At 63.5% G+C, this 25,607-nt stretch carries 27 protein-coding genes; 10 read left to right on the top strand and 17 right to left on the bottom strand.

Annotated elements, in window-relative coordinates; translation table 11 throughout:
- Positions 1 to 387: 387 nt before the first annotated feature.
- Entirely contained in the window at positions 388 to 669 is a 282-nt protein-coding gene (locus C7G42_RS32625) for a hypothetical protein (protein ID WP_106952943.1), read from the bottom strand.
- Positions 670 to 950: 281 nt separating this feature from the next.
- On the opposite strand from C7G42_RS32625, the gene C7G42_RS32620 reads away from it, so the two are divergent.
- Entirely contained in the window at positions 951 to 1,394 is a 444-nt protein-coding gene (locus C7G42_RS32620) for a hypothetical protein (RefSeq protein WP_199581256.1), read from the top strand.
- Positions 1,395 to 1,396: 2 nt separating this feature from the next.
- Here C7G42_RS32620 and C7G42_RS32615 read toward each other — a convergent pair whose 3' ends face one another.
- Positions 1,397 to 2,239, bottom strand: coding sequence for a GNAT family N-acetyltransferase (locus tag C7G42_RS32615; protein ID WP_106952942.1), 843 nt, complete (start codon positions 2,237 to 2,239; stop codon positions 1,397 to 1,399).
- A gap of 116 nt (positions 2,240 to 2,355) precedes the next feature.
- On the opposite strand from C7G42_RS32615, the gene C7G42_RS32610 reads away from it, so the two are divergent.
- From C7G42_RS32610 to C7G42_RS32595, 4 genes are all read left to right on the top strand, one after another.
- Positions 2,356 to 3,060 carry an SDR family oxidoreductase gene (locus tag C7G42_RS32610; protein ID WP_106952941.1) on the top strand — a complete coding sequence of 235 codons (705 nt, stop codon included), beginning with the start codon at positions 2,356 to 2,358 and terminating at the stop codon, positions 3,058 to 3,060.
- Between the two features lie 272 nt (positions 3,061 to 3,332).
- On the top strand, positions 3,333 to 4,166 hold the full coding sequence (locus C7G42_RS32605) for an outer membrane protein (protein WP_106952950.1): 834 nt from the start codon (positions 3,333 to 3,335) through the stop codon (positions 4,164 to 4,166).
- 150 nt (positions 4,167 to 4,316) lie between these two features.
- On the top strand, positions 4,317 to 4,703 hold the full coding sequence (locus C7G42_RS32600) for an ArsR/SmtB family transcription factor (RefSeq protein ID WP_106952940.1): 387 nt from the start codon (positions 4,317 to 4,319) through the stop codon (positions 4,701 to 4,703).
- Positions 4,700 to 5,191, top strand: a complete 492-nt coding sequence (locus C7G42_RS32595; protein ID WP_106952939.1) for an SRPBCC family protein — start codon at positions 4,700 to 4,702, stop codon at positions 5,189 to 5,191. The genes C7G42_RS32600 and C7G42_RS32595 overlap by 4 nt, the downstream gene beginning before the upstream one ends.
- A gap of 148 nt (positions 5,192 to 5,339) precedes the next feature.
- Here C7G42_RS32595 and C7G42_RS32590 read toward each other — a convergent pair whose 3' ends face one another.
- From C7G42_RS32590 to C7G42_RS32575, 4 genes are read right to left on the bottom strand one after another with little or no spacing between them, the layout of a single operon-like run.
- Entirely contained in the window at positions 5,340 to 6,560 is a 1,221-nt protein-coding gene (locus C7G42_RS32590; RefSeq protein ID WP_106952938.1) for an ABC transporter substrate-binding protein, read from the bottom strand.
- A gap of 19 nt (positions 6,561 to 6,579) precedes the next feature.
- A complete protein-coding gene (locus tag C7G42_RS32585) occupies positions 6,580 to 7,584 on the bottom strand; it encodes a Bug family tripartite tricarboxylate transporter substrate binding protein (RefSeq protein WP_106952937.1) in 1,005 nt (334 codons plus the stop codon).
- Positions 7,585 to 7,620: 36 nt separating this feature from the next.
- The gene (locus C7G42_RS32580) at positions 7,621 to 8,817 is read right to left on the bottom strand and encodes a CaiB/BaiF CoA transferase family protein (RefSeq protein WP_106952936.1); all 1,197 of its coding nucleotides are present in this window, start codon (positions 8,815 to 8,817) and stop codon (positions 7,621 to 7,623) included.
- Position 8,818: 1 nt separating this feature from the next.
- Positions 8,819 to 9,703 carry an IclR family transcriptional regulator gene (locus C7G42_RS32575; RefSeq protein ID WP_106952935.1) on the bottom strand — a complete coding sequence of 295 codons (885 nt, stop codon included), beginning with the start codon at positions 9,701 to 9,703 and terminating at the stop codon, positions 8,819 to 8,821.
- Positions 9,704 to 9,910: 207 nt separating this feature from the next.
- Here C7G42_RS32575 and C7G42_RS32570 point away from each other — a divergent pair, with 207 nt between their 5' ends.
- Complete coding sequence (locus C7G42_RS32570) at positions 9,911 to 10,753, top strand: hypothetical protein (protein WP_106952934.1); 843 nt, start codon at positions 9,911 to 9,913, stop codon at positions 10,751 to 10,753.
- 38 nt (positions 10,754 to 10,791) lie between these two features.
- On the opposite strand, the gene C7G42_RS32565 is transcribed toward C7G42_RS32570, so the two are convergent.
- Both C7G42_RS32565 and C7G42_RS32560 read right to left on the bottom strand, forming a co-directional pair.
- On the bottom strand, positions 10,792 to 11,715 hold the full coding sequence (locus tag C7G42_RS32565) for a LysR substrate-binding domain-containing protein (protein ID WP_106952933.1): 924 nt from the start codon (positions 11,713 to 11,715) through the stop codon (positions 10,792 to 10,794).
- Between the two features lie 235 nt (positions 11,716 to 11,950).
- Positions 11,951 to 12,145, bottom strand: coding sequence for a hypothetical protein (locus C7G42_RS32560; protein ID WP_106952932.1), 195 nt, complete (start codon positions 12,143 to 12,145; stop codon positions 11,951 to 11,953).
- 51 nt (positions 12,146 to 12,196) lie between these two features.
- Between C7G42_RS32560 and C7G42_RS32555 the strand changes: the two genes are divergently transcribed.
- Positions 12,197 to 13,015, top strand: coding sequence for an alpha/beta fold hydrolase (locus C7G42_RS32555; protein WP_106952931.1), 819 nt, complete (start codon positions 12,197 to 12,199; stop codon positions 13,013 to 13,015).
- Positions 13,016 to 13,190: 175 nt separating this feature from the next.
- Here C7G42_RS32555 and C7G42_RS32550 read toward each other — a convergent pair whose 3' ends face one another.
- The 6 genes from C7G42_RS32550 to C7G42_RS32525 are packed head-to-tail and all read right to left on the bottom strand — an operon-like array spanning position 13,191 to position 17,701.
- Positions 13,191 to 14,252 (bottom strand): ABC transporter substrate-binding protein, encoded by a 1,062-nt coding sequence (locus tag C7G42_RS32550; RefSeq protein ID WP_106952949.1) that lies wholly within the window; start codon positions 14,250 to 14,252, stop codon positions 13,191 to 13,193.
- 5 nt (positions 14,253 to 14,257) lie between these two features.
- Entirely contained in the window at positions 14,258 to 14,581 is a 324-nt protein-coding gene (locus tag C7G42_RS32545) for a hypothetical protein (protein ID WP_245428100.1), read from the bottom strand.
- Positions 14,582 to 14,584: 3 nt separating this feature from the next.
- Positions 14,585 to 15,343 carry an ABC transporter ATP-binding protein gene (locus C7G42_RS32540; RefSeq protein ID WP_106952930.1) on the bottom strand — a complete coding sequence of 253 codons (759 nt, stop codon included), beginning with the start codon at positions 15,341 to 15,343 and terminating at the stop codon, positions 14,585 to 14,587.
- A complete protein-coding gene (locus C7G42_RS32535) occupies positions 15,340 to 16,149 on the bottom strand; it encodes an ABC transporter permease (protein WP_106952929.1) in 810 nt (269 codons plus the stop codon). Before C7G42_RS32535 ends, C7G42_RS32540 begins: the two co-directional genes overlap by 4 nt.
- Positions 16,146 to 16,919 carry an ABC transporter permease gene (locus tag C7G42_RS32530; RefSeq protein WP_106952928.1) on the bottom strand — a complete coding sequence of 258 codons (774 nt, stop codon included), beginning with the start codon at positions 16,917 to 16,919 and terminating at the stop codon, positions 16,146 to 16,148. Before C7G42_RS32530 ends, C7G42_RS32535 begins: the two co-directional genes overlap by 4 nt.
- Positions 16,916 to 17,701 (bottom strand): FadR/GntR family transcriptional regulator, encoded by a 786-nt coding sequence (locus C7G42_RS32525; protein ID WP_245428098.1) that lies wholly within the window; start codon positions 17,699 to 17,701, stop codon positions 16,916 to 16,918. The genes C7G42_RS32530 and C7G42_RS32525 overlap by 4 nt, the downstream gene beginning before the upstream one ends.
- A 155-nt stretch (positions 17,702 to 17,856) precedes the next feature.
- Here C7G42_RS32525 and gbd point away from each other — a divergent pair, with 155 nt between their 5' ends.
- Entirely contained in the window at positions 17,857 to 18,984 is a 1,128-nt protein-coding gene (gene gbd, locus C7G42_RS32520; RefSeq protein WP_106952946.1) for a 4-hydroxybutyrate dehydrogenase, read from the top strand.
- Positions 18,985 to 19,385: 401 nt separating this feature from the next.
- Here the strand turns inward: gbd and C7G42_RS32515 are convergent, their stop codons facing one another.
- The 3 genes from C7G42_RS32515 to mhpA are packed head-to-tail and all read right to left on the bottom strand — an operon-like array spanning position 19,386 to position 23,009.
- Positions 19,386 to 20,591: an ABC transporter substrate-binding protein gene (locus C7G42_RS32515; protein ID WP_106952927.1), complete on the bottom strand. Its 1,206-nt coding sequence runs from the start codon at positions 20,589 to 20,591 to the stop codon at positions 19,386 to 19,388.
- A gap of 42 nt (positions 20,592 to 20,633) precedes the next feature.
- Positions 20,634 to 21,485 (bottom strand): fumarylacetoacetate hydrolase family protein, encoded by an 852-nt coding sequence (locus C7G42_RS32510; RefSeq protein ID WP_106952926.1) that lies wholly within the window; start codon positions 21,483 to 21,485, stop codon positions 20,634 to 20,636.
- Positions 21,486 to 21,500: 15 nt separating this feature from the next.
- Positions 21,501 to 23,009, bottom strand: a complete 1,509-nt coding sequence (mhpA, locus tag C7G42_RS32505; protein WP_106952925.1) for a bifunctional 3-(3-hydroxy-phenyl)propionate/3-hydroxycinnamic acid hydroxylase MhpA — start codon at positions 23,007 to 23,009, stop codon at positions 21,501 to 21,503.
- A gap of 204 nt (positions 23,010 to 23,213) precedes the next feature.
- Between mhpA and C7G42_RS32500 the strand changes: the two genes are divergently transcribed.
- Together C7G42_RS32500 and C7G42_RS32495 are read left to right on the top strand one after the other, a co-directional pair.
- A complete protein-coding gene (locus tag C7G42_RS32500; protein WP_106952924.1) occupies positions 23,214 to 24,362 on the top strand; it encodes an ABC transporter substrate-binding protein in 1,149 nt (382 codons plus the stop codon).
- Positions 24,363 to 24,407: 45 nt separating this feature from the next.
- A complete protein-coding gene (locus C7G42_RS32495) occupies positions 24,408 to 25,592 on the top strand; it encodes a cytochrome P450 (RefSeq protein WP_106952923.1) in 1,185 nt (394 codons plus the stop codon).
- Positions 25,593 to 25,607 lie beyond the last annotated feature (15 nt).

Below are 25,607 nucleotides of genomic sequence, written 5' to 3'. Positions count from 1 at the left end.
ACCACAAGACTTGGCGCACAGACCCCGGGCGCCAGGACCACACGATTTTGCCGTACGCCGATCACACCGGTCGTGTGCGCGAGGTGTTTCGCTCACGGTCGCCCGCCCTGCAAAACCCTTCGCGCCGATGCGATCTGCGTCCACCGCCGCCCGGCCCGCATTCGTGACGATCGCGATACGCCCCTCTTCCTTGGGCCGGGTTGAGGCGACACATACGCCGTTTCCGAATTTCGGTAAAGTGGAATATTTTCCGCCGCGCGCGTTGACCGACCAATTGGGTGTTTCGCCCGACGGGCAACGCTAGGGATTGTGGCCCGCTAGAACCGGCCGCCGGCGCAAACGAAAGGCCCACCGTTGATGAACGGTGGGCCTCGCCGCGAGCGGTGGTTACCAGCGATAGCCGCCGGTCAGCGTGCCGTTGTTGTTGCCGTCAGGGCCGACGTCGCCCTGCGTCGAACTCGGGGTCGGATGGTTGGTGCCGTTGAGCGCGCCATAGGGCCTCTCGACGCCTGGATAATATGCGCGAGGTTGAACCGGCTCGTAAGTCGGCGCGGCACGGTCCCAGCCGGCGCGCGGGCCGTTCCAATCATAGCCCTGTGCCGAGGCTGCTGCCGTGCCGGCGATGAGGGATGCGGTGATGAGACCGAGGAGTTTGGCCTTGTTCTGCATTCGAGATGCTCCTTCTTGTGTGAGGAGCCAACGGTTGCACTGCGGGAGCGTTCCGGGTGGCGTCTGGCGACGCGATCAAACTCTGATCACCTGGTTATGAAGTGCGCGTGATTGCGAGGGACGCGCATCCGGCGATTCCGGGCGCTCTTGTCGCACCGGTTCCCGCGCCAGGACCGTGTCTTAACCAACAATTAATTATAGGTTTGCGGGTGAGCGACGGGCCGGCCTAGCGTGGCCGAGGGGGCCGCGATCCGCTTAAGTCAAACGAGTTGGTGCGTAACATGACCTATCGAATTCATGGGGCCTTGCTCGCCTCGCTCAGCGCAGCCGCGCTGCTCCTTCATCCCGACGACAGTTTTGCCCGAGCCGGCGGCGGCGCGCCGCATGGAATGACGGCTGCGCCTTCCGGCGCCATGGCGCGTGCGCCGATCGGGCCGGGCGCCCGGTTCCACCGGCGGAGCAGCCCCTTCGTCTACTGGCCGGGCGGCGGCGGGTTCTACGACGGCGCCGGCTACAGCCAGCCCTTCGTCGATGCCGGGCAGCCTGTTTCCACCGACGTGCGCTACACCTACACCTATGACGTCCCCTGGGACTGGTCGCATCGCTTCCCGCCGAACGTGGTGCCGTCCGACCGGCCCTATGTGCCGAGCTGCCCGACGGAGCAGGTGACGGTGCCCGGCCGCGGCGGCAGCGAGCACACCGTCAACATCATGCGCTGCTACTGAATTTAGCCCAGCTCGAAGCTGGTCACGCCGAAGACGCGATCGATGCGCAGCGGCGGGATCGCTCCCGTGTACATCCGCGCCGTCTCGAATACCGGCTTGAGGCCAAGCGCTTCCACGAGCGCGATCGCCTCGCGATTGACGGCGGGAACGTCGAGGAAGATTTCGCCGCCTTCGGCGCTCGCCAGCAAAGCCTGAACGACGGCGTCCGCCGCTGCGCGATCGTCGGCAACGAGCGGGCCGATCTTGCGGCCGGTCCGGCAGGGCCGGATCACGCCCCATGCTTTGAGCTTACCGTCACGCAGAAGCGCACGGCCGACATGCCCTGATGTGCCGATCCAGGCGCTCAGGAAGGCGCTGCGCCGGGCCGGGAAGACGGTGGCATCGTCGGCCTCCACAAGCGCAAACGGGATCGTATCGAGCGCGACGACGTCAGCGGGCGGCCTCAAAGGCGCGACGATGAGGCCGCCATAGCGGATGTTGGCGTAAGCGAGCTGGAAGCCGGATTTCCTGTAATTGTCCTGCTGCGCCACGACGCCGTCGAGCCCGATCACCCGCGCGCCGGCGTGCGCGATCGCCGCGTTCCAGATGCGCAGGCCGTGGCCGGAGCCGCGTAGATCTGCACGCACGATGTAGAAGCCGAGGAAGGCGAAGCGATCATCGTAATTGACGCAGGAGATGGTCGCGACCGGCTCGCCCTCGATCTCGCCGACGAAGAAGCCTTGCGCGTCGGGAATCCCAAAGCAGGCTGCATCGCAGAAGCCCGGATTCCAGCCTTCGGCTGCGGCCCAATCGACGGCGAGGGAGATTTCCTCGGGACGCAGATTGCGGATTAAAAGATCGCTCATCTCGCTTTGCTCATGAGGTAGGTCCTTCCACCATGGACCTGCCGACAGGTCTGGCTGTAGAAGGCCGCATGATAGGCCGAGCCTGCGGCTCGCCTCAACTGAAGGGATGATCGGTCATGGCAGCAGAGAAGGTTGCGCTCGTTACCGCCGGCGGCAGCGGCATGGGGGCGGGGGCTGCGCGGCGGCTGGCAGCGGACGGGTTTCGCGTCGCGATCCTGTCGTCCTCCGGCAAGGGCGAGGCGCTCGCCGCCGAACTCGGCGGGCTCGGCGTCACCGGCTCCAACAAGGAGAATGACGATGTGAAGCGCCTCGTCGACGGCGCCATGGCCAAATGGGGACGGATCGACGTGCTCGTCAACAGCGCCGGCCACGGGCCGCGTGCACCCATCACCGAGATTACAGACGAGCAGTGGCACACCGGCCTCGACACCTATCTCTTGAACGTGATCCGCCCAACGCGGCTGGTGACGCCGATCATGCAGGCGCAACAGAGTGGCGTCATCATCAACATCTCGACGGCCTGGGCGTTCGAGCCGAGCGCGATGTTCCCGACCTCGGCGGTGTTTCGCGCAGGGCTCGCCGCATTCACCAAGATCTTCACCGACGCCCTTGCGGCCGACAACATCCGCATGAACAACGTCCTGCCGGGCTGGATCGACAGCCTGCCGCAGCAGGATTCGCGCCGCGACAGCGTGCCGATGAAGCGCTACGGCAAGGTCGAGGAGATCGCCGCGACGATCTCGTTCCTGGCCTCCGAGGGCGCTGCCTACATCACCGGCCAGAACATCCGCGTCGACGGCGGGCTGACGCGCTCAGTCTGACGTGCGCAGTCTCGAAGCATGTGTCCGGTGGCGTTGTCGCGATGCGACACGGGCGTGCGTTGCGCGCCGCTGATGATGGATGAGGCGTGGCTCCACGGTCACACCGGTCATTCGTTCGCACGATCTGAGAGGCACATTACGTCACAGTCCTTGCGAACTTCGCCGCAGCCCAAGACGAGCAGCGGCGCGCGCCCTATGCCCTGACTGCGCCGGTAGCCTTCGACCCGCGCATTCGAAGCGCGAGGTCGATCGCGTGAGGCATGGAGACTGGAATGAAGAAATTTTTGCTGGTGGCCGCATCGCTTGTGCTCGGCACCGCCTCCGTGCAGGCCGCCGACCTCGCGGCGCACTACACCAAGTCGCCGGCGATGGCGCCAGTCTACAACTGGACCGGCTTCTACGTCGGCGGCAATGTCGGCGGGCAGTGGGGCAGCGCCGACCTGACCACTTCGACGGTGTATTCGCCGGCGGGCTATTTCGCCGCCAGCAGCGTCCCCGCCGTCAACGCGGTCGGTGCCCAGGGCGTCAATAGCTCCAGCGTGACCGGAGGCTTCACCGCGGGGTATAACTGGCAGATCAACCAAGCCGTGCTCGGCCTGGAAGGCGACATCAACTATTTCGGCTTCAAGGGCAGCGCAAGCGGATCGGCGCTCTATCCCTGCTGCGCACCGACCGGCTTCACCGTCAATTCGTCGGTCTCGGCCGATTGGCTCGCCACCATCCGCGGCCGGATCGGATTCCTGGCGGCTCCGACGTGGTTGATCTATGCCACCGGCGGTGCGGCGATCGCCGAGGTGAAGGGCAATTTCAACTTTACCGATACGTTCGCGGCTGCGACCGAGTCCGCGGCAATCCGCGATACCCGAATCGGCTGGACTGCCGGCGTCGGCACCGAATACGCCTTCGGCGGCGGTTGGTCGCTGAAAGCCGAGTACCTCTACGTCGATCTCGGCCGGGCCAGCGTGACCAGCACCAATCTGGCCGCGTTCGTGCCCGCCACCGGCTTCCCGACCAACGTCTTCACGCACTCGGTCGACCTCAAGTCGAACATCGTGCGGGTCGGCGTGAACTACAAGTTCGGCGGACCGGTCGTCGCCAGGTACTGAGCTTCATCGCAGTTAGCCATGACGTGGAAAGCCCCGGCCCAGCCGGGGCTTTTTCTGTTTGAGTTCCGCCTGTGCGGCGCAGAATAATTACTTAGCCATTGAGCTAACAATCCTTGACGCCGGGGCGAAGATGGCCCTATAGTTAGCTTCATGGCTAACCAATTATCCCGGCTCGACCACGTTTTCGCAGCGCTTGCCGACCCCACAAGGCGGGCGATCGTGATGCGATTGTGTGCCGGCGAGGCCTCCGTCGGCGAGCTCGCCGATCCCTTCGACATGGCGCTGCCCAGTTTCATGAAACACATCCATGTGCTGGAGACGAGCGGGCTGCTGCTGTCGGAGAAATCCGGCCGCGTGCGCACCTGCCGCCTCAGCCCGGACGCGCTGCTCGGCGCGGAGGATTGGTTCCAGCAGCAACGCGCGATCTGGGAGGCGCGGCTCGACCGGTTCGAGGCCTATGTGTTGAAGCTCAAGAAGGAGAGGGAGCCGGCTGGAAAGCCGTCCCGAACAAGCAAACGGAAAGGTGCCAAGTCATGACGAGTTCTGCCAATCCCGCTCTGTCGCAATGGTCGCTCGACCGCGAGATCGTGATGTCGCGCGTGATCGACGCGCCGCGCGATCTGGTGTTCGAGGCGTGGTCCGACCCCAAGCATCTGCCGCAATGGTTCGGGCCGAAGGGATTCAAGGTCGAGACCTTCGAGATCGACGTCCGCGTCGGCGGCGTCTGGCGTTTCAACATGATCGGCCCCGACGGCACGGTCTATCCAAACCGCATGCGCTTCCGCCGCATCGAGCGACCATCGCTGATGGAAATGGATCACGGCGTCGACCAGGACGAGGATCCCGGCATGTTCCGCTTTACCCTGACCTTTGCCGAGCAGAGCAACGGCAAGACCGTGCTGATGATGCGCCAGCTGGCCTCGAGCACCGCGCAGCGCGACGGCATGATCGGCTTCGGCGCCGTGGAATACGGCTACCAGACGCTGGACAAGCTGGCGGCCTATGTGGCGGGGATGAAGAGGTGAGGGCGCGGACCGTACGGCTTGCCGTCCACGCTCTCAGTCGTCATGCCCGGGCTTGACCCGGGCATCCGCGTCTTCCCTCCCATGCGGCGCCACATGGATGGCCGGGGCAAGCCCCGGCCAGAACAGATGATAGAATTGACCGGCAAACTCACTCCTTGGCTTCGTCGGTCACGATGTCGCCGAGCTTCTGCCAGCGCTGGCCGTCGAACTGCACCATCTGGAACTGCTTGTTGACGCGATAGTCGGTCGGCGAGGTCGTGACGGAGATCCCCGGCAGCGTCAGGTCGAGCACGACGTTCTTGAGGTTGGCAGCTTGCCGCATCACGTTGTCGCGGGTCAGATCGTCGCCGCATTGCTTCAACACCTGCACCAGGAGCTGGGCCGTGATGTAGCCGTAGACGTTCAGGTTCGAATCCTTGTCGCCCTCGGGATAGTATTTTGCCATGAAGGCGAGGTAGCGCTTCATGCCGGCATCGTCCTTCCATTCGGGATCGGCGGCATCCTTGACGTAGCCGACGCTGACGACGCCCTTGGAATTTTCCAGGCCCGCCGGTTTCAGTACGGCGCTGACCGAGGAGGCGTTGATGTCGATGATGTGCAGCGGCTTCCAGCCGATCTCGGCGACCTTCTTGATCGCCTGCGCCGCCTGCTTCGGCGTCGTGGCGCTGAACAGCACGTCGGCGCCGGCATCTTTCAGCCGCAGGATCTGCGAGTCGATGGTCGGCTCGGTGATCTCGTAGGACGTCTCGGCCACGATCATCTTCGCCTTGTCGCCGAGGCCGGCCTTGATGCCGGCGAGATAATCCTTGCCGAGGTCGTCGTTCTGGTAGAGCACGCCGATCCTGGCGTTCGGATGGTTCTTCAGCAGATATTGCGCGTAGATCCGGCCCTCGACGAGGTAGGAGGGGTTGAAGCCCATGGTCCAGGGAAAGTTCTTGGGATCGGTGAAGCGCGCCGCGCCGGTCGCCGCGAACAGCTGAGGGATCTTCTTGGCGTTGAGATATTTCTGCACGGCGACGTTCGGCGCGGTGCCGATGATCTGGAACGTCAGCAGCACCTCGTCGCTTTCGACCAGCTTGCGGGTCTGCTCCACCGTCTTCGGCGGCGAATAGGCATCGTCGTACTGGATCAGCTCGACCTTGCGGCCGTTCACGCCGCCCTCGTCGTTGATCATCTTCATATAGGCGGCCTGGGTCTTGCCGATTACGGCATAGGCCGAGGCCGGGCCGCTGAGCGGCACGGTCTGGCCGACCTTGATCGCGGTGTCGGACGCGCCGACGTCGTATTTCTTCTGCGCCTGCGCTGCTGGGAGCGACAGCGCGAGAAGCAATGCGGAGGCCGCGATGTGTTTGAAGAGAGTGCTTGTCATGTCCGGTCCTTCCCGATTGTCATTCGCCCTTGAGACCAGCGTCGCGGATCAGCTTGGTCCATTTCTGGGTCTCGGCGTCGATGAACTGGCCGAACTCGGCCGCGGTGCCGGCGCGTACTTCGAGGCCCTGGGCGGTCAGCTTGTCCTTGATCGCGGGCTCGGCGAGCGCGCGCAGAACTTCAGTCTGGAATTTGTCGACGATCGCGCGCGGCGTCGTGGCGGGCGCCATGAAGCCGTACCAGCCCGCCGCGGCCACGTTGGGAAAGCCCTGCTCGCGCAGGGTCAGTGCCTGCGGGTAGAGCGCGCTGCGCTCGGCCGAGGCGACGCCGAGCACGGTGAACTTGCCGCTCTGGATGTAGGGCAGGGCAGTCGGAAGCGCCGTCAGCGTGGCGTCGACGCGACCGGCGAGCAGCTCGGTGTAGGAGGCGGCATCGCCCCGGAACGGAATGTTGAGACCCTTGACGCCGGCGTCGCGGAACAGCAGCTCTCCGGCGAGGTGCGGCTGCGAGCCGGCGCCGGGAGAGGCGAAGGTCAGCCCGTCCGGTTTCGACTTGCCATAGGCGATCAGCTCGGGGAGCGTCTTGAACGGCGCATCGGCGCTGATGATGAGGAACAGCGGCGCGACCACGACCATCGCGACCGGCTGCAAATCCTTGCGGTCATAGGTCAGCTTGCCGAACAGCGCCTCGGCGGTCGCGTAGGGGGCCGCGACGTAGAGAAGGGTGTAGCCGTCGCCCGGCGCATGGGCGACCATGTCGTTGGCGATGCGGGTGCCGGCACCCGGCTTGTTCTCGACGATGAACTGCTGACGCAGGCTGCGGCCGAACTCCTCGGCCAGAAGGCGGAGCGAGATGTCGTTGGAGCCGCCGGGACCGTAGGGCGAGATCAGCCGCACCAGGCGCGTCGGCCATGCATCGTCGGCCTGGACCGACAGGCTCGAGCCCGCGACCAGTCCGCCTGCGAGCGTGCCCAGCAGGGTTCTGCGTGTGACCTTGAATGATGTCACTGTCTTCTTCCTCCCCATTTTCTTGTCTGCTTTTTATTGGTCTTGTCGTTGCGCTCAGATCACCTTTCGCTCGGTGAGCCTTTCGACCTCCTGGTCGGACAGGCCGAGCCAGTTCCGAAACACCTCGTCATTGTCCTGGCCGACGTCGCCGGCGGCGTGGCGCATCTGCGCGGGATCATTGGTGAAGCGCGGGACGACGTTGGCCATCGCAACCGTGCCGAAATCCCGGTCGGGGACGCGGGTGATGACCTCGCGCGCCTTCACCTGCGGGTCGTCGGCGATCTGGTCGATCGAATAGATCGGAGCGAGCGTGCCCTGCGCGGCGTTGAATCGCGCGAGGACGATTTCGAGGGGATTTGCGGCACACCAGCCGGCGAAGATGTCGTTGAGCTCGGCGGCGTGCCGGACGCGCCGGTCGTTGCTGGCAAAGCGCGGATCGGTGATCAGGTCGGGCCGTTCGATCGCCCGGCAGTTCGCGGCAAACAGCGCGTTGGTCGACCCCGCCAGCGTCACCCAGTGATCGTCGCTGGTGCGGAACACGGCGGCCGGCGCCGAATAGCCGTTGGCATTGCCGATGCGGCTGCGAACGGTGCCGAGCTGGTCGTGCTCGATGGCGAGGACGTCGAGCAGGCGGAAGGTTGCTTCCGTCAGCGAGAGATCAATTTCCTCGCCCGGCGCATCGGGGTCGCGCGCCCGTTTCCACAGCGCCGCGAGCACGCCGACGGCGCCGAACAGGCCGCCGATCGAATCCCCGATCGGGTAACCCGGATGGGTCGGTTCGCCGTCGCTCTCGCCGGTGATGTAGGTGAGCCCGCCCATGGCCTCGAAGATGCGCGCAAATCCGGGCCGCTCGCGATAGGGCCCGTCCTGCCCGAAGGCGGTGGCGCGCAGGATCACGAGGCGCGGCTGGATCGACCACAGTACCTCCCTCGACAGGCCCCAGCGATCGAGCGTTCCCGGACGGAAATTCTCGATCAGTACGTCGAAGCGCGGAAGCAGCTGCTTGAACAGTGCAAGTCCGTCCGGCGTGCGCAGATCGAGCGTGGCGAACTTCTTGTTGCGATTGGCCGCCTTCCACCACAGCGGCTTGCCGTCCTTGAACGGCGGAAACGAGCGTACGCCGTCACCGGTCCCCGGCATCTCGATCTTGAGCACCTCGGCGCCGTAGTCGGCCAGTAGCGTTGCTGCAAAGGGCGCCGCGATGATGGTCGCGATGTCGAGAACCTTCAGGCCTTCGAGCGGTCCAGCCATCTTATGCCCTGCCGCTCGTGATTTTCCCGGCTTTGCGCGGCGGCGCGGGCTCTGCCTGTCCGACGATGGCGCGGATGCTGTCGGCGAGCGCGGCGATGCGCGGACCGATCTCGGCCTCCAGCTGGCCCGGCTGGAGCCGGAAGGCGGGGATGCCGCAATTGATCGAGAACGACTGCCTCGATTCGCCGGCGTGAAACAGCGGCGCGGCGACGGCATGGATCGAGGCCATGTACTCGCCCCAGCAGGTGCAGAAGCCGCGGCTTTTGCTTTGCGCGATTCCGGCCCGGTATTTGTCGCGAAACGCCGACCACAGCTCGCCGTCTTCGGCGGCGATGTTTCGTTCGAGCCGGTCTAAATCGGCCGGCGGCAAGGTCGCTGCGGCGGCGCGTCCCATGGCGGTCATCACCACGGGAATCGGCATGCCGATGTCGGGCGCGTGCGGCCCGACATCGCCGGAGCGCGCGGTCTCGACATAGATCATCGATGTCGCGTCGAGCAGGCCGATCGAGACCGTGCCGCGGACGCTGAGCGCCAGCTCCTGCATCATGGGCCGCGCCATCTGGCGGAATTGCATTCCGGCAAGCAGGGGATGGGCGATCCGCAGCGCCCGCGCACCGACGCGGTACTTGGCCCGCTCGGCGTCGTAGCGGAGGTAGCCGAGCTCGGCCAGCGTGTGGGTCAGCCGCGCCACCGTCGGACGCGGGATGCCCGTCAGCGTCGACAGCTCCATGTTGCCGAGCAATGTACTTCCCGCCTTGAACGCCTCGAGCACGACCAGCCCCTTCGCCAGCGTTGTGGCGAAGGCGGCGTCATCGACGCTTTCCGCCAGCACGGCGGCGGCGGAGGAGGGCGGATGTCGTGGTCTGGATGGATCTCTCGGGGCCATTCCCGAATATCAGACAGTGAAACCACGTCTGTCCAATAGATTCGATCATATCGGATAAATTGTCCGATATGTGGACAGTCGTACTGCCTCGATATCGTCGGTGAAGGACGCACCGGGCGGGCCGAACACACGGATTTTGATTGGATGCCCTCCTGTGACAGGATTATTACGACGGCTTGTCAGATAGATAATTTTGCGGAGCGGTTCATGTTGCAGTGGCAGGCGCGGTCAAATCCCCTCGCGTGGTGGTGGGGATCCCTCACACTCGTCAGCGGCGCCAACATCCTGGTGTGGTTCATGCTGTACCGCGAATTCTACCCGACGCCTGCGGGCAGCCTCAGCGGCGGCTCGGACATCGGCCTGATGTTGCTGCTGTGCGCCGGCTATGTATTCGGCTGCGCGTTCCGCTCGTTCCTGCCGCGCGCCGACGTGCAGCGCATCTGCCTGTTCGACACCTGGCTGTCGAGCGTCGTCGTTGGCCGCACCGTCGCGACCGTGGCCGAGCTCTGCTTCGTCGCGCAATGGGCCATCATCCTGCATCAGCTCGGCAAGATGACGGGCGCCGAGACCGCGATGAACATCGCGCTCGTGATCGTGCCCATCATCGTCATCGCGGAGGGTTTCTCCTGGTACGCGGTGGTGACGACGAATTTCCTCTACAACGCGATCGAGAACTCGCTGTGGGCGGTGACCTTCTTCCTCGCGGGCATCGCGCTGTGCCGCCTGATGCCGGAATTCCAGGGCGTGGTGCGCTGGGCGCTGATGTCGGGCATCGTCGGCATCGCCTGCTTTCTCGCCTTCCTCGTCACCGTCGACGTGCCGATGTATCTCAGCCGCTGGCGGGCAGGGCACGCCGAGGGCAACAGGTTCCTGGGCTTCCTCGAAGGCCTGCACGACGTCTCGACGCGCTGGGTGGTGACCCACGACATCGCGCATTGGAAGGGCGAGCTGACCTGGATGTTCTTGTATTTCAGCGCCGCGGTGTGGTCGAGTCTCGCACTCTGCGCGCTTTATGCGATGGAAGGCTATCTGGCGCGGTATCTGGCCTAGCGCTGCCCACTTTTCCGGATCATGCTTTGTGCCGCCAGCTAGTGAGCTTCGACATAGCGAATGATGCTCTGATTTTGAACGTTTGCGACCAACTCATCCGCACGGGATAAAAGCCGACGGAGCAACGGCGACGGATTGTCCCGATTGTATCCCAGGGCCAGCTCGACCGTTGGAGTGCCGCCGTCGAGCGCTCTGGCGACGACGTTTGGTGCCAGCATGTTCTGCGCGTAGAGGGGTACGAGGCTAATGCCGCCCGTGGAAGCCACGAGCGACATGGCCGACGAGATGTTTTCGCCTTCGTACTTCGCCTTCAGAGAGATGCCGACCCGAGCTGCGTAGTTCCGAATGACCTCTTGCAAGACCGGAGACGTTCTTGCCGAGCTGACATAGATTTCGCGGGCGAGGTCCTGGGGACGAATCTTCTTGCGCGATGCCAGGTGATGTTCGGCCGGCAGCACGGCGATCAAAGGCTCTTTTGCCAACAGCTTGAAGACGACGCCCTCGTTGCCTTTCTCGGGACGGAGGAAAGCTATGTCCAACTTCCCTTGCATCAATGCGAGCGCGAGTTCCGGTGACGATTGCGTGCTGAGCGTGACTTGAACATCGGGGGCTTCCTCCCGGAGGATGCGCAGAAGCTGAGGGAGCCACATGACCTCCAACCCGACGAGAAATCCCATGGAGAGAGTGGGCTTTTGCGGTTGCGCCGTCTGCCGGGCCCCTTCCGTCGCCGCCTGAACCTGCAGCAGCGCCAGCCGCGCGTGATCAAGAAACACCCTTCCGGCGGCGGTCAGCGTCACCCCGCGCGGCTGGCGCTCCAACAACTGAACGCCGACTTCGGATTCGAGATCGCGGATCTGCCGGCTCAGCGATGGCTGCGAGGTGTTCAGCCGGCGCTGGGCGGCAGTCAGCAGGCTGCCTTCTTCAGCGACGGCAACGAAATAGCGCAGATGCCGGAGTTCCATGGTTCCTCGTATATCTCTGAGGCATAGCTCGGAGCGTACAAGGTCTTAGTCATCGGCAAAAGGGAGATTTACCGTCACGCAGTCTTCAACCAGAAATGGACGGCAACAATGTCGATGCCGAAGCTTAGTATCGTCTTCAGCAAAGTGATCCTAGCACTCCAGGCCGACAGGAACGGCGTGATCGCAATTCAGTGCGGCCTCCACAATTCTGCAGCGCGATCGAGAGTGGCGTCTTTCATTTTGCGGGAAGCGCGCGAATGCGCAGGAGCGACGAATAGCGCCGCGCCGGATCCGGCGATAACGCGTCGGCGATCGGGTGTTGGCATGGCAAGGGCTTGCCGGCGAGGCCGCTGAACATCGTGTCTTTCAGGAAGCCAAGGCGCGCGATCTGTGGCCCGATCAGCTTGGGCCTGCCTGCTTTCTTAGACACCCGTTCGCAAACTTTCCAACGAAGATCTAACAGCGCAGATGGAGCGACTCGATGTCGACGATCACAACTACAGACGGCGTAAGCATCTTCTACAAGGATTGGGGATCAGGTCAGCCGATCGTGTTCAGCCACGGCTGGCCGCTGACAGCGGACGACTGGGATGCCCAGATGATGTTCTTCCTTCATCACGGGTATCGTGTGATCGCCCACGACCGGCGCGGCCACGGCCGGTCCGACCAGCCCAGCACCGGCAACGACATGGACCATTGGGTTGACGACCTCGCGGCCCTGACTGAACACCTCAACCTGCGCGACGCGATCCACATTGGGCACTCGACAGGTGGCGGCGAGGTGGCTCGCTATGTCGCTCGCCACCAGGAGCGCGTCGCGAAGGCGGTTCTGGTCGCTTCACTGACGCCGAACATGTACCGAAGCGAGAACAACGCGTCCGGCCAACCCCCGGAATGGTTCGAAGCGATCCGGGCAGGCGTGCTAGGCAACCGGGCGGAATTTTACCGTTTCGTCCCTGAGAATCCGTTCTACGGTTACAATCTCGATGGGGCCAAGCCGTCGGAGGCAATCATTGCGAACTGGTGGCGCCAAGGCATGGCCGGCGGTGCTCTCGCTCACTACGCGACTGTCGCCTCTTGGCTCGAAGATTACACCGAAGACCTCAAGAAGATCACCGTGCCGGTGCTGGTGATGCATGGCGAGGCTGATCAAGTCGTCCCGTTCGCAAGTTCAGTGCCGCGTGCGGTCGACTTGCTCAAGAAGGGATCGCTGAAGACTTATCCCGGCTACCCCCATGGCATGCTAACCACGCATGCGGAGGTCCTCAACCCCGACCTGCTCTCGTTCATCAGGTCTTGACGACATCTCTCATCCAATATCGCCTTCCCGCACGAGGGAGATGCCGTTTGCAAGGCGACGTCTCCTTCCAGTTCAGAGACGGTATGCGACGTCCGCATGTGGACTCAAAGCGGACGTTGTAGGCGGGAAGTTTGTTGCCGCGCACCGGCTTCGGGGCGCGCGGCAGCACTCAGCTTCAGGGCGTGAACACGAAGCCAGGTTTAATTGCGACGTCTGCCGGAATGGGCTGCAGATCGGAAAACAGGTCCGGATAGGTATTCATCACGCTAAGGATGAATTTGGGCTCGATGTGCTTGTTCACATCGAACACCGACTTGATCACGCCAAGCCGTTGCAGCGTATCCTGCGCCTTCCACAGCGCGCGATAGTTGTGGGCAGAAATGCGGCGGTCGACCTGCTGGATGTTGTACTGCATCGCGGTCTCCGCCACGTCGAGCTTCAACCCCGGAATCCAGCGCGTACCGATCGCGGCGGCCTGCTTGGGATTCTTGCGCATCCACTGGTCGGCCTCCGACACGGCTGCCAGGAATTTCTCGACCGTCGGCCCGTTCTTCTCCACCCAGGGCCGCAGCGCGACATTGAAGCCGAGATAGGAGATGACATCGCCGCCGCGGATGACCTCGACGGCGCCCGGCACATCCTTCATGGCAATCACCGGTGCCGGGTCCCAGCACACAAATGCGTCCACACCCTTGGCGAGCAACGCCACGCTCATCTCCGGCGGCGGCGTATTGATCAGCGTTACGTCGGTCGGCGCGAGGCCAGCCTTATCGAGCAGGCCGAGAATGTAGAGATGGTTGATCGTGCCGAATGAAGTGGCGATTTTTTTGCCTTTGAGACTTTTCAAATCACCTTTGGCGATCCCGGAGTCACCATTGGCAATGAGCGCGAGCGTGGCATCGGACCCGAGCTTTGTGGCGCTTCCACTGAAATTACCGAGGAAAACCAGGTCCATGTTGCGTAGAATGGCGCCGATGGCCGGCACGCCAGCTTGCACCATGTCGGTTTCACCTGCCTGCAAGGCATTGAGCGCATCGACGCCGGTTGCGTAGGGGCGGGCGATCGTCACGTCGAGTCCATATTTTTCGAAGAAGCCGCGCTCTAGCGCAATCGGCAGCGCCAGCATGTCTACAGCTGCCACCATGCCGACCTTGAGTTTAATGGGATCCTTGGCCTGCGCCATTGCCAGTGACGGCAGCAGCAACAAGGCGCAGAGCAGCATCGCAAGTCGTCGCATCTGGGTCATCCCCCCGGTTGAAGCGGCTCGACGCGCGTCACCCAGTAAGGCCGGGCGACGGTCGTCAAGTCCGCGCGTTTCACTCCTCGAACTTCAACGGATTTTTCTTGTGTTCCGGATACCCGGCCGTACGTCTGCATCAGCTGAACGTGGAAACGTTCAGGTTCGAACGGCAGCACGACGAGGATATTCACCTTCTCCGAGCTGCCGGCGAAGTTCGCGATCTTTTGCGGTGCGGCGATCGTCAGCCAAAGCTGCCAGGCCAAATAGCCAGCCGCCACCGCGATGAGGATATGCGCCTTTCGCGATCGAAGGGCATCTTTCCACATGGCTCAGGCCGACCGCACGAGTTGAAGAACGCGTCCCGACAATTCCTTGAACCGCGCATCGTCGTTGAGCGCGTCCCATGATCGCGGCCGCGGCAAGTCCACGTCGATTTCCTCGAGCACACGGCCCTTCGACAGCGCGACCACGCGGTTAGCGAGAAAGACGGCTTCGGCGACGTCATGCGTGATGAAGATTACCGTCGGCCGCTTCTCCTGCCAGATCCGGGTCAGTTCTTCCTGCAGCGTCATGCGGGTCTGGGCGTCGACGCTCGCGAACGGCTCATCCATCAGCAGCACGTCCGGCTCGTTCGCCAGGGCACGCACCACGCCGACACGCTGCTGCATGCCGCCCGACAATTCGTTGGGATAGCGCCCGGCCGCCTCCGTCAGCTTTGCGAGTGCCAGAAACTCATGCGCGATCTTCTCGCGCTCGACCTTGCGGACGCCGCGCATCTTCGGACCGAAGGCGACATTCTCGAGAACGGTTCGCCATGGGAATAGGGCAAACGATTGGAAAACCACGCCGCGGTCGGGGCCCGGCCCCTTGACCGGACGGCCGCCAACCAGGATCTCTCCGCCTGTGTGCGGAATGAAGCCCGCGATCATATTGAGGATCGTCGTCTTGCCGCATCCCGACGGTCCGACGATGCAGACGAACTCTCCCTGTTCCACCTTCAACGACACATCATGCACTGCGGTGACGTTGGTGCCGGCATAGGGGTCGAAATACGTCTTCGACAGATTGCGGATAGTCAGATCCTTCATCGCGTCACGAGCCCCCACCGTTGTCCCGTGGCGCGTTCGATAGGTGCCAGTATCCAGCTATCGACGATGTACCAGAGAATTCCCAAGATGATCATGCCGAGCAGGATCTCGACGACCGAGCCGGAGCGGCGTGCGTCGAACATGAGGAACCCGATGCCGCTGGTGCCGACGATAATTTCGGTAGCGATCAGGGCGCGCCAGCCATAGCCCAGTCCGTTGCGCAGTCCTGTCAAGATGTTGGGCAGCGCTCCCGGCAACACCACTTCCCACAAGATGCGAATGCGCGAAGCACCCAGACTTTGGGCGGCGCGATGCAAGGTGATGGGGATCGAGCGCACGCCCAGCACGGTGTTCAGGACCACCGGGAAGATCACCGTGTAGACGATGACGACCGTGATGGTCGTGAGGCCGTAGCCAAACCAGATTACCAGGATCGGCAGCCAGGCAATATCGCCAATGGCCTGAAAGAACAGGAGCAGGGGCCACAGTGCCGTGCGCGCGCGCTGGCTAAGACCTACAAGGATTCCGAGAGGAATGCCGAGGGCGATGCCCCAGAACGTACCGACGGCCAGGCGCACAAGGCTGTCCTGTAGGTACGCCGGCAGGATGCCCATATAAACCAGCGAACCGAACGAGCGCACGACCTCCGCTGGTCCCGGCAGGAACGCGCGTGGAAATATTTGCAGCTCCGTGACGATCCACCAAGCCGCAATCACCGGAATGAAAGGCGCGATGGAACCGATCGACGGCCAGCGCGCGTTCAGGCGGACGCAGTGACTCCAGATATTGAGAAGAAACTGCTTCATGTGCGCTGTACCATGCCCCATCGTTCGATGGTGGCGCGCTCGAGTGGAGCCAAGACCAGTCGGTCGAGCAGCAACCAAAGCACGCCGATCATAATCATGCCAAGCACGATCACTTCAGTCTTATAGAAGTCGCGTGCCACAAACAGCATGTAACCGAGGCCGACGTTGGTGGCGATCATCTCGGCTGCGATCAGGCCGCGCCAGGCAAAGCCCAGGCCGGTGCGTATGCCGGTTACAATGTTAGGAAGCGCGCCCGGCAGGAGCACTTCGGTCAACATCGCCCATCGGCCTGCACCGAGCGATGCGGCCGCGTTGCGCACTTGCAAGGGGATGGTCGATACGCCGAGCAGCGTATTGTACGTCACGATGAAGAACACGGCATTGAAGATCACGAAGGTGATGGCGCCGAAGCCGTACCCAAACCACAGCGTCGCGATCGGGATCCACGCGATGCCAGCCAGCACCGAGAAAAACCTGAACAGGGGTGTCAGGAAGCCGGAGACAATCGGACTGACGCCCATAGCGACGCCCAAGGGTATCGCGATCAATAGCGCGAGCACTGTGCCGACGGCGACGCGCAGGAGGCTCGCACCGACATGCCGAATAAGGGTGCCATCTTGTATTCCCTCGATCCCGGCCTCGACGACAGAAGTGAGGTGAGGAAACAAACGGGGGTTGACGTCGAGGTACGGGATCAGAACTGCCCAGAGGACGATCAGGACCGCAAAGGGAGAAGCGAACCACAGTGCGGAAGAGAGCCAATGTCTCATTTCACTCGCCTCCGATTGCCGGGGGCATTTGGTCGACCATTCCGGTGGCGGGCGCCGGCGCTCGGCCTGGAGAGTTTTGACTGAGTGAGGCTAATGACCCGCTCCATGGCCTTGCGGGCTTTTTTTGCATCCCCTTCTTCGATGGCGCGAGCGACGACGGCGTGGTTTTGAAGGTTGTCATCGAACCAGCCGCCGACACTGTCGACGGCGACCAAAAAGACCGCACTCAATATTGTGTCGATCGCGCCGCGAAAGCCTTGCAGCACCGGATTGTGCGTGGCGTCGAGAATAGCGAGGTGAAACGCCTTGTCCGCCGCAGTTGCGGCGGCCTGCTCGTCTGAGGCTTCCATCGCTTTCCAAGCAGCATTGATCCGCAGTCGATCCTCCTTGGTGGCGCGGATCGCAGCGAGCGAGGCCGCAGCCGGCTCGATGATCGAGCGGACTTCCTGGATGGCCAGCAGCAACGCGCGGTCGGGCTTGTCGTGTCCAACCAGCCAATTCAACACGTCGCGATCGAGCAGGCTCCAATCGCGGCTGGGTAAGACACGAGTCCCGTGGCGCGGTCGGACGCTGACCAGTCCTTTTCCCGACAGCGTTTTGATCGCCTCACGAACTACGCCGCGGCCGACGCCGAAGCGGACTTCGAGATCGCTTTCGGGTGGTAATACCGCGCCGGCCGGGATGATCTGTTGGGCGATCTCGCGGCCGAGTGTCGTCAGTACCGCCTGAATGCGGCCTGGCTTCAAACGCTTCTCGGCTGATTTGACGCGCTTCGCGCTCAACGATTGTTCACTCCCGACCGCGGCTCTATGGCCGACTGGTATGCTCGAGCCATACACCGATTTCATTGCCCTCGCAATCATCCGATGTTAAATATCCGACGAATAAGAATGTTTGGCGATGCAGCAATTTCGTCGTCGTCGGGAGGAGAGTGACCGTGTCAACCATTGGATATTTGACGACGACGATCTTTGATTTCGGGGCGATCAAGAGCTTGCCGACCGAGTTGGAGGCGCTCGGAATTCGCCGCCCATTGCTTGTCACGGACGCCGGTGTACAGGGTGCTGGCATTGCAGCGTCGGTGCTGACCCACCTCGATCCAGCCACTGTTTCAGTATTCGCCGGCACGCCGCCGAATCCGACGGAGGAAGCCGTGCGCGAAGGCGTTGTCGCATACCGAGAAGGCAGATGTGACGGCGTCATTGCGCTCGGCGGCGGTTCGCCAATTGACCTTGCCAAAGGCGTAGCCCTGGCCGCCACGCACGATGGACCATTGGCGAATTACGCGGCAATCCATGGCGGCGTCGGCAAGATCACTGCGAAAGTCGCGCCTGTGATCGCTGTCCCGACCACTGCGGGGACTGGCAGCGAGGTCGGTCGCGGCGCTTTGATCAATCTGACCAACGGCTCAAAGCTGGCGTTGATCAGTCCAAATTTGATACCGAAAAGGGCGATATGCGATCCTGAACTCACGCTGGGCCTGCCACGACTGTTGACCGCGGCAACTGGCATCGATGCGCTCACGCATTGCATCGAAACGTTCCTGTCACCGTTGGTCAATCCGCCGGCGGAAGCGATCGCGCTCGACGGTGCACGGCGTGCATGGCGCTTCATCCAGCGCGCAGCGACAAACGGTGCCGACCGCGAGGCCCGATGGGAGATGATGATGGCGGCACTCGAAGGTGGGCTCACGTTTCAGAAGGGCCTCGGCGCCGTGCACTCGCTTTCTCACGCCGCCGGCGCATTGCGGTCGCCGACATTGCATCACGGTATGCTGAACGGCGTGTTTCTGCCGCACATCCTGCGCTTCAGCGCGCAGAGCGTCGGGAGTAAATATGCGAAGCTGAGCGACGCGCTTTGTATTCCGCGCGAAGCGGATCTCGCCGATTCGATGCTCGATCTCGTTCAATCGTTGAAGCTACCGGTAACGCTCGGGGAGATGGGTTTTGAGGCTCAACATATTCCTCAAACAGTCGTCCGAGCGTTGGCCGACCACTCGAATGCCACGGCTCCTCGAAAAGCGTCAGCTGAAGAATTTGAGGGTTTGCTGCGTGCAGCGCTCTGAGGTTCCTCATCGAGAACACCGGAAATCAAGAACGTTCTCTTAGGCAATTTCCGGATCGGAAATGCGCGTCTCGTACACCGAAGGCTGGGCGTAACTCGCACAGCAGCAATGGGGCATCGCGATAGTCGTGTTGAGATAGCTTTGGCCACTCAAGGAAAAATTGCACTTGTTACCGGAGCAGGGTCAGGAATAGGTCGCGCCTCCTCGATGCCAACGTGATGTTCATGACGATCGCGGCAACCAAGATGCCTTTCGTTGGAAGAGGATAAGCAGGCGGGGGCTCGAAATGACCCGTCGTGCGAGGCGTGGCGAGCCTTTGCGCCCGGCGTTGCACTCAAACGTCATACCTATCAGCATGGGGGACAACGTTTGATCCGGAGTCACGAGTTCACGCCTTGGCACTACTTCCCCACAAGGCTGCACTTGCTGCGGTCGAGCGGACGGAAGGCCTGATCGGGCGGGATGGTCGCGACCAGCTTGACGAAATCCCAGGGGCCCTTGGATTCTTCGGGCGTCTTGACCTGCACCAGATAGAGATCGTGCACCATGCGCTGGTCCTCGCGGATGCGGCCGTTGGGTGTGTAGGCATCCGATACCGGCGTCGCCTTCATCCTGGCCATCACGCCGGCGCTGTCGTCGGAATCGGTGTCCTTGATCGCCTGCAGATAATGGCGCACGGCGGAATAGACGCCGGCCTGGATCTGCGAGGGCATGGCCTTGCGGCGCGCATAGAAGGCGTCGGAGAATTTTCGAGCGGCCGGCGACACGTCCTCGAAGAACGAGGTGACGATGAGGTCGCCGCGGGTCGCCTTCAACCCGACGGCATGGATATCGACGTTCTGGAACGACATCGGCACGATCTTGATGCCCTGCTCGGCGAGGCCGAATTCCTCGGCCTGCTTGATCGCGGTGGCGTTGTCGCCGGCGACGTTGATGGCGAGAATCCTGGCGCCTGAGGACTGCGCCTGAAGCAGGAACGATGAGTAATCGGGCGTGCCGAGCTGCGCCTTGACGCTGCCGGCGACCTTGCCGCCGAGCTCGCCGATGCGGGCGCGGGCGGTCGCTTCGATCGAATGGCCGAAGGCGTAGTCGCCGGTGATGAAGAACCATGGCTCCTTGCTGGTCTGCATGATGCCGGAGACCACGGCGGTCGCGGTGGAATAGGCGTCCTGGGTCCATTGCACGCTGGTTGGAGCGCACGCCTCGTCGGTGAGCTGGTTGGCTCCGGCGCCGGAGACGAGGAAGATCTTGCCGTTGCCGCGCACCAGCTCCTGCACGGCGAGCGCGGCGCCGGAGCTGCCGCCGTCGGCGATGGCCTGCACACCCTCGCTGAACCATTTGCGGGCGAGCGAGGCCGCGAGATCCGGCTTGTTCTGGTGGTCGGCCTGCAAAATCTCTATCGGTTTGCCGTTGATCTTGCCGGCGAACTCCTCCGCGGCCATCCGCGCCGCCTCGACCGAGCCCGGGCCCATGGCGGTGGCGAACACACCGTTCATGTCGGTGAGGACGCCGATGCGGATAGCATCGCCCTTGATCTCGGCGCGCGCAGGCGGGCCTGCGAGCGCCAGCGTGACCAGCAGGATGGCGGTGGATGTCGTGCGGAGCATGGCGTTTCCCGGTTTTGTCGTTTTGATCGTTCGAGGATTTGGTCAGGCCGGTTCGGCGATGACCTTGTTGCGCAAGGTTCCGATGCCCGAAATTTCGACCTCGACGGTGTCGCCGGGGCGCATCCACAGTGGCGGCGTGCGCTTGGCGCCGACGCCGCCAGGCGTGCCCGTGACGATGACGTCGCCGGGGACGAGCGGGCAGATCGTGGAGATGTAGGCGATCAGCTCGGGGATCGCGGTGATCAGGAGGTAGGTGGTGGTGTTCTGCACCACCGTGCCGTTCAGGCGAGTCTGCAAGCTTAGCTTCGACGGATCGGGAATTTCGTCGGCCGTCACCAGCCACGGGCCGAAGCTGCCGCTCTCCGCGAATGTCTTGCCGGACAGGAACTGGCTGGTATGCCGCTGCCAGTCGCGGATGCTGCCCTCATTGTAGCAGGAATAGCCGGCGATGTGATCGAGCGCGCGGCTCGCGGAGATGTGCCGGCCTTGCTTGCCGATCACCAGCGCGAGTTCGCCTTCATAATCGAAATCGTCGCTCACCTTCGGCTTCACGATCGGCTGGAGATGGCCGACCTGGCTGCAGGGAAAGCGCACGAACAGCGCCGGCTTCTCGGTGACGGTGCGTCCGGTCTCGGCGACATGGTCGCGGTAGTTCAGGCCGACGCAGATGATCTTGCCGGGATCGGGGATCACGGGGGCGAAGCTGATCTTGTCGAGCGGATGATCAGGCGCAGCGGATGCGACCAGCTTCGCCGCCTCGGCGAGGCGACCGGATTCGAGCAGCTGCCGCAGCGAGTTGCAGGGCGCCATGCGCGCGCCGAGATCGACGACACCGTTGTCCTTGACGGCGCCGAAGGAGGCGCGGCCGTCGGCGATGAAAGAGAGCAGTTTCATGGGGTATCCCTGGGATCAGGCCGCGGACGGCACGGGGTTGGGGGAAATGGTGGCGGCAGCGAGTCGTTCGAGCTCGATCTCGTTGCGGGCGGTGCCGCGGATGTAGCGGTCGGGACCAACTAGGGCGGCGATGATGCCGTGTTCGCGCAGCCAGTCGCCGATGCCCTTCGCATCGTCGGCGGTGAGGATCTCGATTCCGGCCCGCGCCAGAGCGGGGCGCGGCGGCAGGGCGGCCGTGGTCTCGACGAGCAGCACGGGACGGTAGCCGGTGCGGTCGTCGCTGCGCTCTCCATTGCCGAGCACGAATTGAGGAGCGAGATGGCGAGACAGCGGCAGATCCGACAGCGCCAGTCCAGGGCCGAGCAGGGGCTTTTTCACTTCTAGCTTGGCCGGCGCATTCGGACGCGCTTCACCCACGGCAAGGCCGGCCTCGATCGCCCTTGTGTTGATGATGCCGCCCAGACGGATGGCGAGCTCGATGAATTCGCGTACATGAGGCTGGCGCTCGCTCTGGTAGGTGTCGAGCAGATCGGGCGCGGCGCCGCCCTGAATGATTGCGGCGAGCTTCCAGGCGAGGTTGGCGGCATCGCGGATGCCGGCGCACATGCCCTGGCCGAGGAAGGGCGGGGTCTGGTGCGCGGAATCGCCGGCCAGCAGCAATCGGCCGTTGCGCCATTTTTGTGCGATGACCGAATGAAACGTGTAGACCGCGGCGCGTTCCAGTTCGGCATCATCAGGCGTGATCCAGCGCGACAGCAGCGCCCAGACTTTCGCCGGCTGGGCAACGTCCTGGGACTCCTCCTGCGGTAGCACCGTGATCTCCCAGCGCCGCCGCGTTCCGGTGCCGCGCACGTAAGTCGCGGGCCGGGCGGGGTCGCAATGCTGGATGCTGTAGTCGCCGAGGTCCTCGCGCGTGCGCTTGAGCAGCACGTCGATCACCAGCCAGCGCTCGTGGAACCCCAGATCGTCCATGCCGGAGCCGATGAAGCGGCGAACCAGAGAGCGCGCGCCGTCGCAGCCGACGACATAGCCGGCGCGAACCTCGCAGAGCTTTCCGTTGGACAGATCCTCGTAGCGGACGCGCACGCCGTGCTCGTCCTGGTCGAGCGCGAACACGTCGCAGCGGCTCCGCAAGGTGACGTGGGCAAAGCGGGCCAGACCGCCGATCAGCACGTCCTCCAGATCGGGCTGGTGAAAGCGATAGCTGAGATTCCAGCCCATCGGCGTCGGGGTTTGCGGCCGCGACCAGTCCAGCAGCATCTTGCCGTCGGCATCCAGAAACAGCATGCCGGGGCTGAGAATCGTCTGCGGCAGGATCGCTTCGGCGAGACCGATGGTCTGGAACACGCGCATGCATTCGTCGTCGAAATGCACGGCACGCGGCAAATGATAGGTCCGCGCTTCGCGCTCCAGGACCAGCGTGCGAACGCCGCAAAGGCCGAGCAAATTGGCGAGCGTGGCGCCGACCGGGCCACGGCCGACGATCACGACGTCATAATCTTCAGGGACGGATTTATCTTGCATGGGGGTATCTCTTCCCCGAGCCGCGCCGCAGTAGCAACGCCGCCGCGGCAAGTGTCCGCCCTGCGGACGGCGAGCCGCGAATAGACCCTGTCCGCCAGCCGGACATTTCGGCAATTGGGCTGTCTTGAACAGGTCCGGCCCGGCTACCTAGCGGCAGGAAAAAAAGTGCAGGTTGCCGATCGAGGCAGCCGCGGAGGAACGACAATGCTGAGATACGCGGGAGCGGCCTGTCTTGCCATCCAACTGTTGGTGACGCCGGCTCGGGCCGCGGACATCAATGTTGGAATTCTGCTGTCTGCCACCGGCCCGGCCGCGGCGATCGGCAATGCCGAGCGCAACGGGACCAGCTTTGGCGCAACCGAAATTGCGGGCCACAAGATCAACTATCTGTTTCTCGACGAGGCCTCGGACAGCACCGCGGCGGTCGCGGCGCTGCGGAAATTGTTCCAGGGCAGCCAGATCGACATCCTCGTCGGTCCGACCACGACGCCAGGGTCCTTTGCCGTGATCGATCCGGCGGTCGAATACCGCCTTCCTGTCATCACCCTGGCGCCCGTCAACGCGCTGGTCGCGCCGGTCGATGCGCGCAAGCGCTGGATCTTCAAGACGACCACCAACGACGATCACGAAGCGACACCGTTGTTCGCCCACATGAAGAAGAACGGCGTCAAGACGCTCGCCCTGATCGGCTTCGGCGATTCCTACGGCGATGCCTGGAGCAAGATCGGCGCGGACATGTCTGCGGCCAATGGCATCAAGCTGGTTGCCGACGAGAAATATGCACGCACCGACACCACGGTCAGCGGGCAGGTGCTCAAGATCGTCGCCGCCAATCCCGACGCCGTTCTCATTGCCGCCTCCGGCGCGCCCGCGGCGCTGCCGCTGCTTCAACTTCGCGAAAAGGGATATGAAGGCAAGGTGTACGGCACGCTCGGTGCGACCTTCGGCGATTTTCGCAAGCTGACCGGCGCTCAGGGCGACGGGATCTTTGTGCCGCTGAGCCCGGCGGTGGGGGCGGCCTCGTTGCCGGATGAGCATCCCGCCAAGCAGGCTGCCATGGAATTCATTCGGCGCTACGAGGCCAAGTTCGGCCCGGGAAGCCGCAACATCTTTGCGGGCTCCGCCTATGATGCGTTGCTCCTGATCGAGCGCGCCGCACCTACGGCGCTCAAGGCGGGAGAGCCCGGGACCGCCGAATTCCGCGAAGGGCTCCGCAGTGCCATCGAAGGGCTCAAGGGCGTAGCGGGCTCGCGTGGCGTCTACAATTACGGTGCCAACGACCACACCGGCCTCGACCAGAGCGCGTTGACGCTCGGTCGGCTCGAGAAGGGCGAATGGGTGGCGGTGCACTGAGGCATGCCCGGGGGCGTGCTCTTGGATGATCAGGGAGGATAGAGGATGCCGGCCGTTCCCGGGCAACCGGTCTATGACGTCGATCTCTACAGCGATGAGGTCTTGCATGACCCATATCCGCATTATCGTGCTCTGCGCGAACTGGGTGCCGTGGTCTGGTTACCGCGAAACGGGCTCCATGTGGTCGCCCGCTTCGACGACGTCCGGGCAGCGCTGCGGAATCCAGCATTGTTCTCGTCGGGCCAAGGGGTTGCGGCGAACGATCATGTCAACGAGATCTCGCGCGGAACGACGCTGGCGAGCGATGCGCCTCTGCATGATCGGTTGCGTGCCATCATCGCGGCGCCCTTGCTGCCGCGGGCGCTGGAGGACATCGCACAGCAGATCAGGGCGGAGGCCCGCCTGCTGATCGATGATCTCGTCGCCCGCGGCGAGTTCGATGCGGTCACCGATCTGGCTCAGCACCTGCCCCTGACGATCGTTTCAAAGCTCGTCGGGCTGGAGGATTACGGCCGCAGCAGCATGTTGCGATGGGCTGCGGCGACCTTCAACGTGCTGGGTGGCATGAACGCACGGGCGTGCGCTGCGCTGAAAGACGTTCAGGAAATGCGTGCCTATCTCGGCGGAGAGGAGATCAGGACCCGTCTGCGGCCCGGCAGCTGGGGCGACCGGGTCTTTGCAGCGGCGGATCGGGGCGAGGTCGAAGCTGAACGCTGTCCGGTCCTGATGCGGGATTATCTCGGACCAAGTCTGGATACGACGATCTTCGCAACGGCCAACCTCATCCTGCTGTTCGGCCGCCATCCCGCGCAATGGGATCTCGTCCGCAACGATCCAGCCCTGATCCCCAACGCGATCAACGAGGCATTGCGGCTGGAATCGCCGGTCCGCGGGTTCACACGGCACCTCGCGGCCGATGCGACGATCGGAGATCTGGCCGTCCCGCGCGACAGCCGGGTGCTGCTGCTCTACGCGTCAGCCAACCGCGACGAGCGAAAATGGCTGGATCCCGAGCAATTCGACGTGAAGCGCCGCGCCAACGATCATCTCGGATTCGGCAACGGCGCGCATATGTGCGCAGGCCTGCATCTGGCCCGGCTGGAGATGACGGCGCTGCTGGAGGTTCTCGTGGAACGCGTCGCCGGTTTTCGGATCGGCGAGCCCGTGCTCGCCATGAACAACGTGTTGCGTGGTCTGGCTTCGTTACCGGTCCAGCTTGTGCGCGCGTAGCTAACGCCGGTCGCG

It is taken from the genome of Bradyrhizobium sp. MOS003, from assembly GCF_003020125.1.
In the GTDB taxonomy this organism is placed as follows: Bacteria; Pseudomonadota; Alphaproteobacteria; order Rhizobiales; family Xanthobacteraceae; genus Bradyrhizobium.
Note: the sequence above shows the minus strand (reverse complement) of the source record. Positions and strands in the feature narration are given on the sequence as shown.

Excerpts from the sequence above, each read along its gene's own strand:
- C7G42_RS32625 (WP_106952943.1), bottom strand. The coding sequence starts at position 669 with ATGCAGAACAAGGCCAAACTCCTCGGTCTCATCACCGCATCCCTCATC.
- C7G42_RS32620 (WP_199581256.1), top strand. The coding sequence starts at position 951 with ATGACCTATCGAATTCATGGGGCCTTGCTCGCCTCGCTCAGCGCAGCC.
- C7G42_RS32615 (WP_106952942.1), bottom strand. The coding sequence starts at position 2,239 with ATGAGCGATCTTTTAATCCGCAATCTGCGTCCCGAGGAAATCTCCCTC.
- C7G42_RS32610 (WP_106952941.1), top strand. The coding sequence starts at position 2,356 with ATGGCAGCAGAGAAGGTTGCGCTCGTTACCGCCGGCGGCAGCGGCATG.
- C7G42_RS32605 (WP_106952950.1), top strand. The coding sequence starts at position 3,333 with ATGAAGAAATTTTTGCTGGTGGCCGCATCGCTTGTGCTCGGCACCGCC.
- C7G42_RS32600 (WP_106952940.1), top strand. The coding sequence starts at position 4,317 with ATGGCTAACCAATTATCCCGGCTCGACCACGTTTTCGCAGCGCTTGCC.
- C7G42_RS32595 (WP_106952939.1), top strand. The coding sequence starts at position 4,700 with ATGACGAGTTCTGCCAATCCCGCTCTGTCGCAATGGTCGCTCGACCGC.
- C7G42_RS32590 (WP_106952938.1), bottom strand. The coding sequence starts at position 6,560 with ATGACAAGCACTCTCTTCAAACACATCGCGGCCTCCGCATTGCTTCTC.
- C7G42_RS32585 (WP_106952937.1), bottom strand. The coding sequence starts at position 7,584 with ATGGGGAGGAAGAAGACAGTGACATCATTCAAGGTCACACGCAGAACC.
- C7G42_RS32580 (WP_106952936.1), bottom strand. The coding sequence starts at position 8,817 with ATGGCTGGACCGCTCGAAGGCCTGAAGGTTCTCGACATCGCGACCATC.
- C7G42_RS32575 (WP_106952935.1), bottom strand. The coding sequence starts at position 9,703 with ATGGCCCCGAGAGATCCATCCAGACCACGACATCCGCCCTCCTCCGCC.
- C7G42_RS32570 (WP_106952934.1), top strand. The coding sequence starts at position 9,911 with ATGTTGCAGTGGCAGGCGCGGTCAAATCCCCTCGCGTGGTGGTGGGGA.
- C7G42_RS32565 (WP_106952933.1), bottom strand. The coding sequence starts at position 11,715 with ATGGAACTCCGGCATCTGCGCTATTTCGTTGCCGTCGCTGAAGAAGGC.
- C7G42_RS32555 (WP_106952931.1), top strand. The coding sequence starts at position 12,197 with ATGTCGACGATCACAACTACAGACGGCGTAAGCATCTTCTACAAGGAT.
- C7G42_RS32550 (WP_106952949.1), bottom strand. The coding sequence starts at position 14,252 with ATGCGACGACTTGCGATGCTGCTCTGCGCCTTGTTGCTGCTGCCGTCA.
- C7G42_RS32545 (WP_245428100.1), bottom strand. The coding sequence starts at position 14,581 with ATGTGGAAAGATGCCCTTCGATCGCGAAAGGCGCATATCCTCATCGCG.
- C7G42_RS32540 (WP_106952930.1), bottom strand. The coding sequence starts at position 15,343 with ATGAAGGATCTGACTATCCGCAATCTGTCGAAGACGTATTTCGACCCC.
- C7G42_RS32535 (WP_106952929.1), bottom strand. The coding sequence starts at position 16,149 with ATGAAGCAGTTTCTTCTCAATATCTGGAGTCACTGCGTCCGCCTGAAC.
- C7G42_RS32530 (WP_106952928.1), bottom strand. The coding sequence starts at position 16,919 with ATGAGACATTGGCTCTCTTCCGCACTGTGGTTCGCTTCTCCCTTTGCG.
- C7G42_RS32515 (WP_106952927.1), bottom strand. The coding sequence starts at position 20,591 with ATGCTCCGCACGACATCCACCGCCATCCTGCTGGTCACGCTGGCGCTC.
- C7G42_RS32510 (WP_106952926.1), bottom strand. The coding sequence starts at position 21,485 with ATGAAACTGCTCTCTTTCATCGCCGACGGCCGCGCCTCCTTCGGCGCC.
- mhpA (WP_106952925.1), bottom strand. The coding sequence starts at position 23,009 with ATGCAAGATAAATCCGTCCCTGAAGATTATGACGTCGTGATCGTCGGC.
- C7G42_RS32500 (WP_106952924.1), top strand. The coding sequence starts at position 23,214 with ATGCTGAGATACGCGGGAGCGGCCTGTCTTGCCATCCAACTGTTGGTG.
- C7G42_RS32495 (WP_106952923.1), top strand. The coding sequence starts at position 24,408 with ATGCCGGCCGTTCCCGGGCAACCGGTCTATGACGTCGATCTCTACAGC.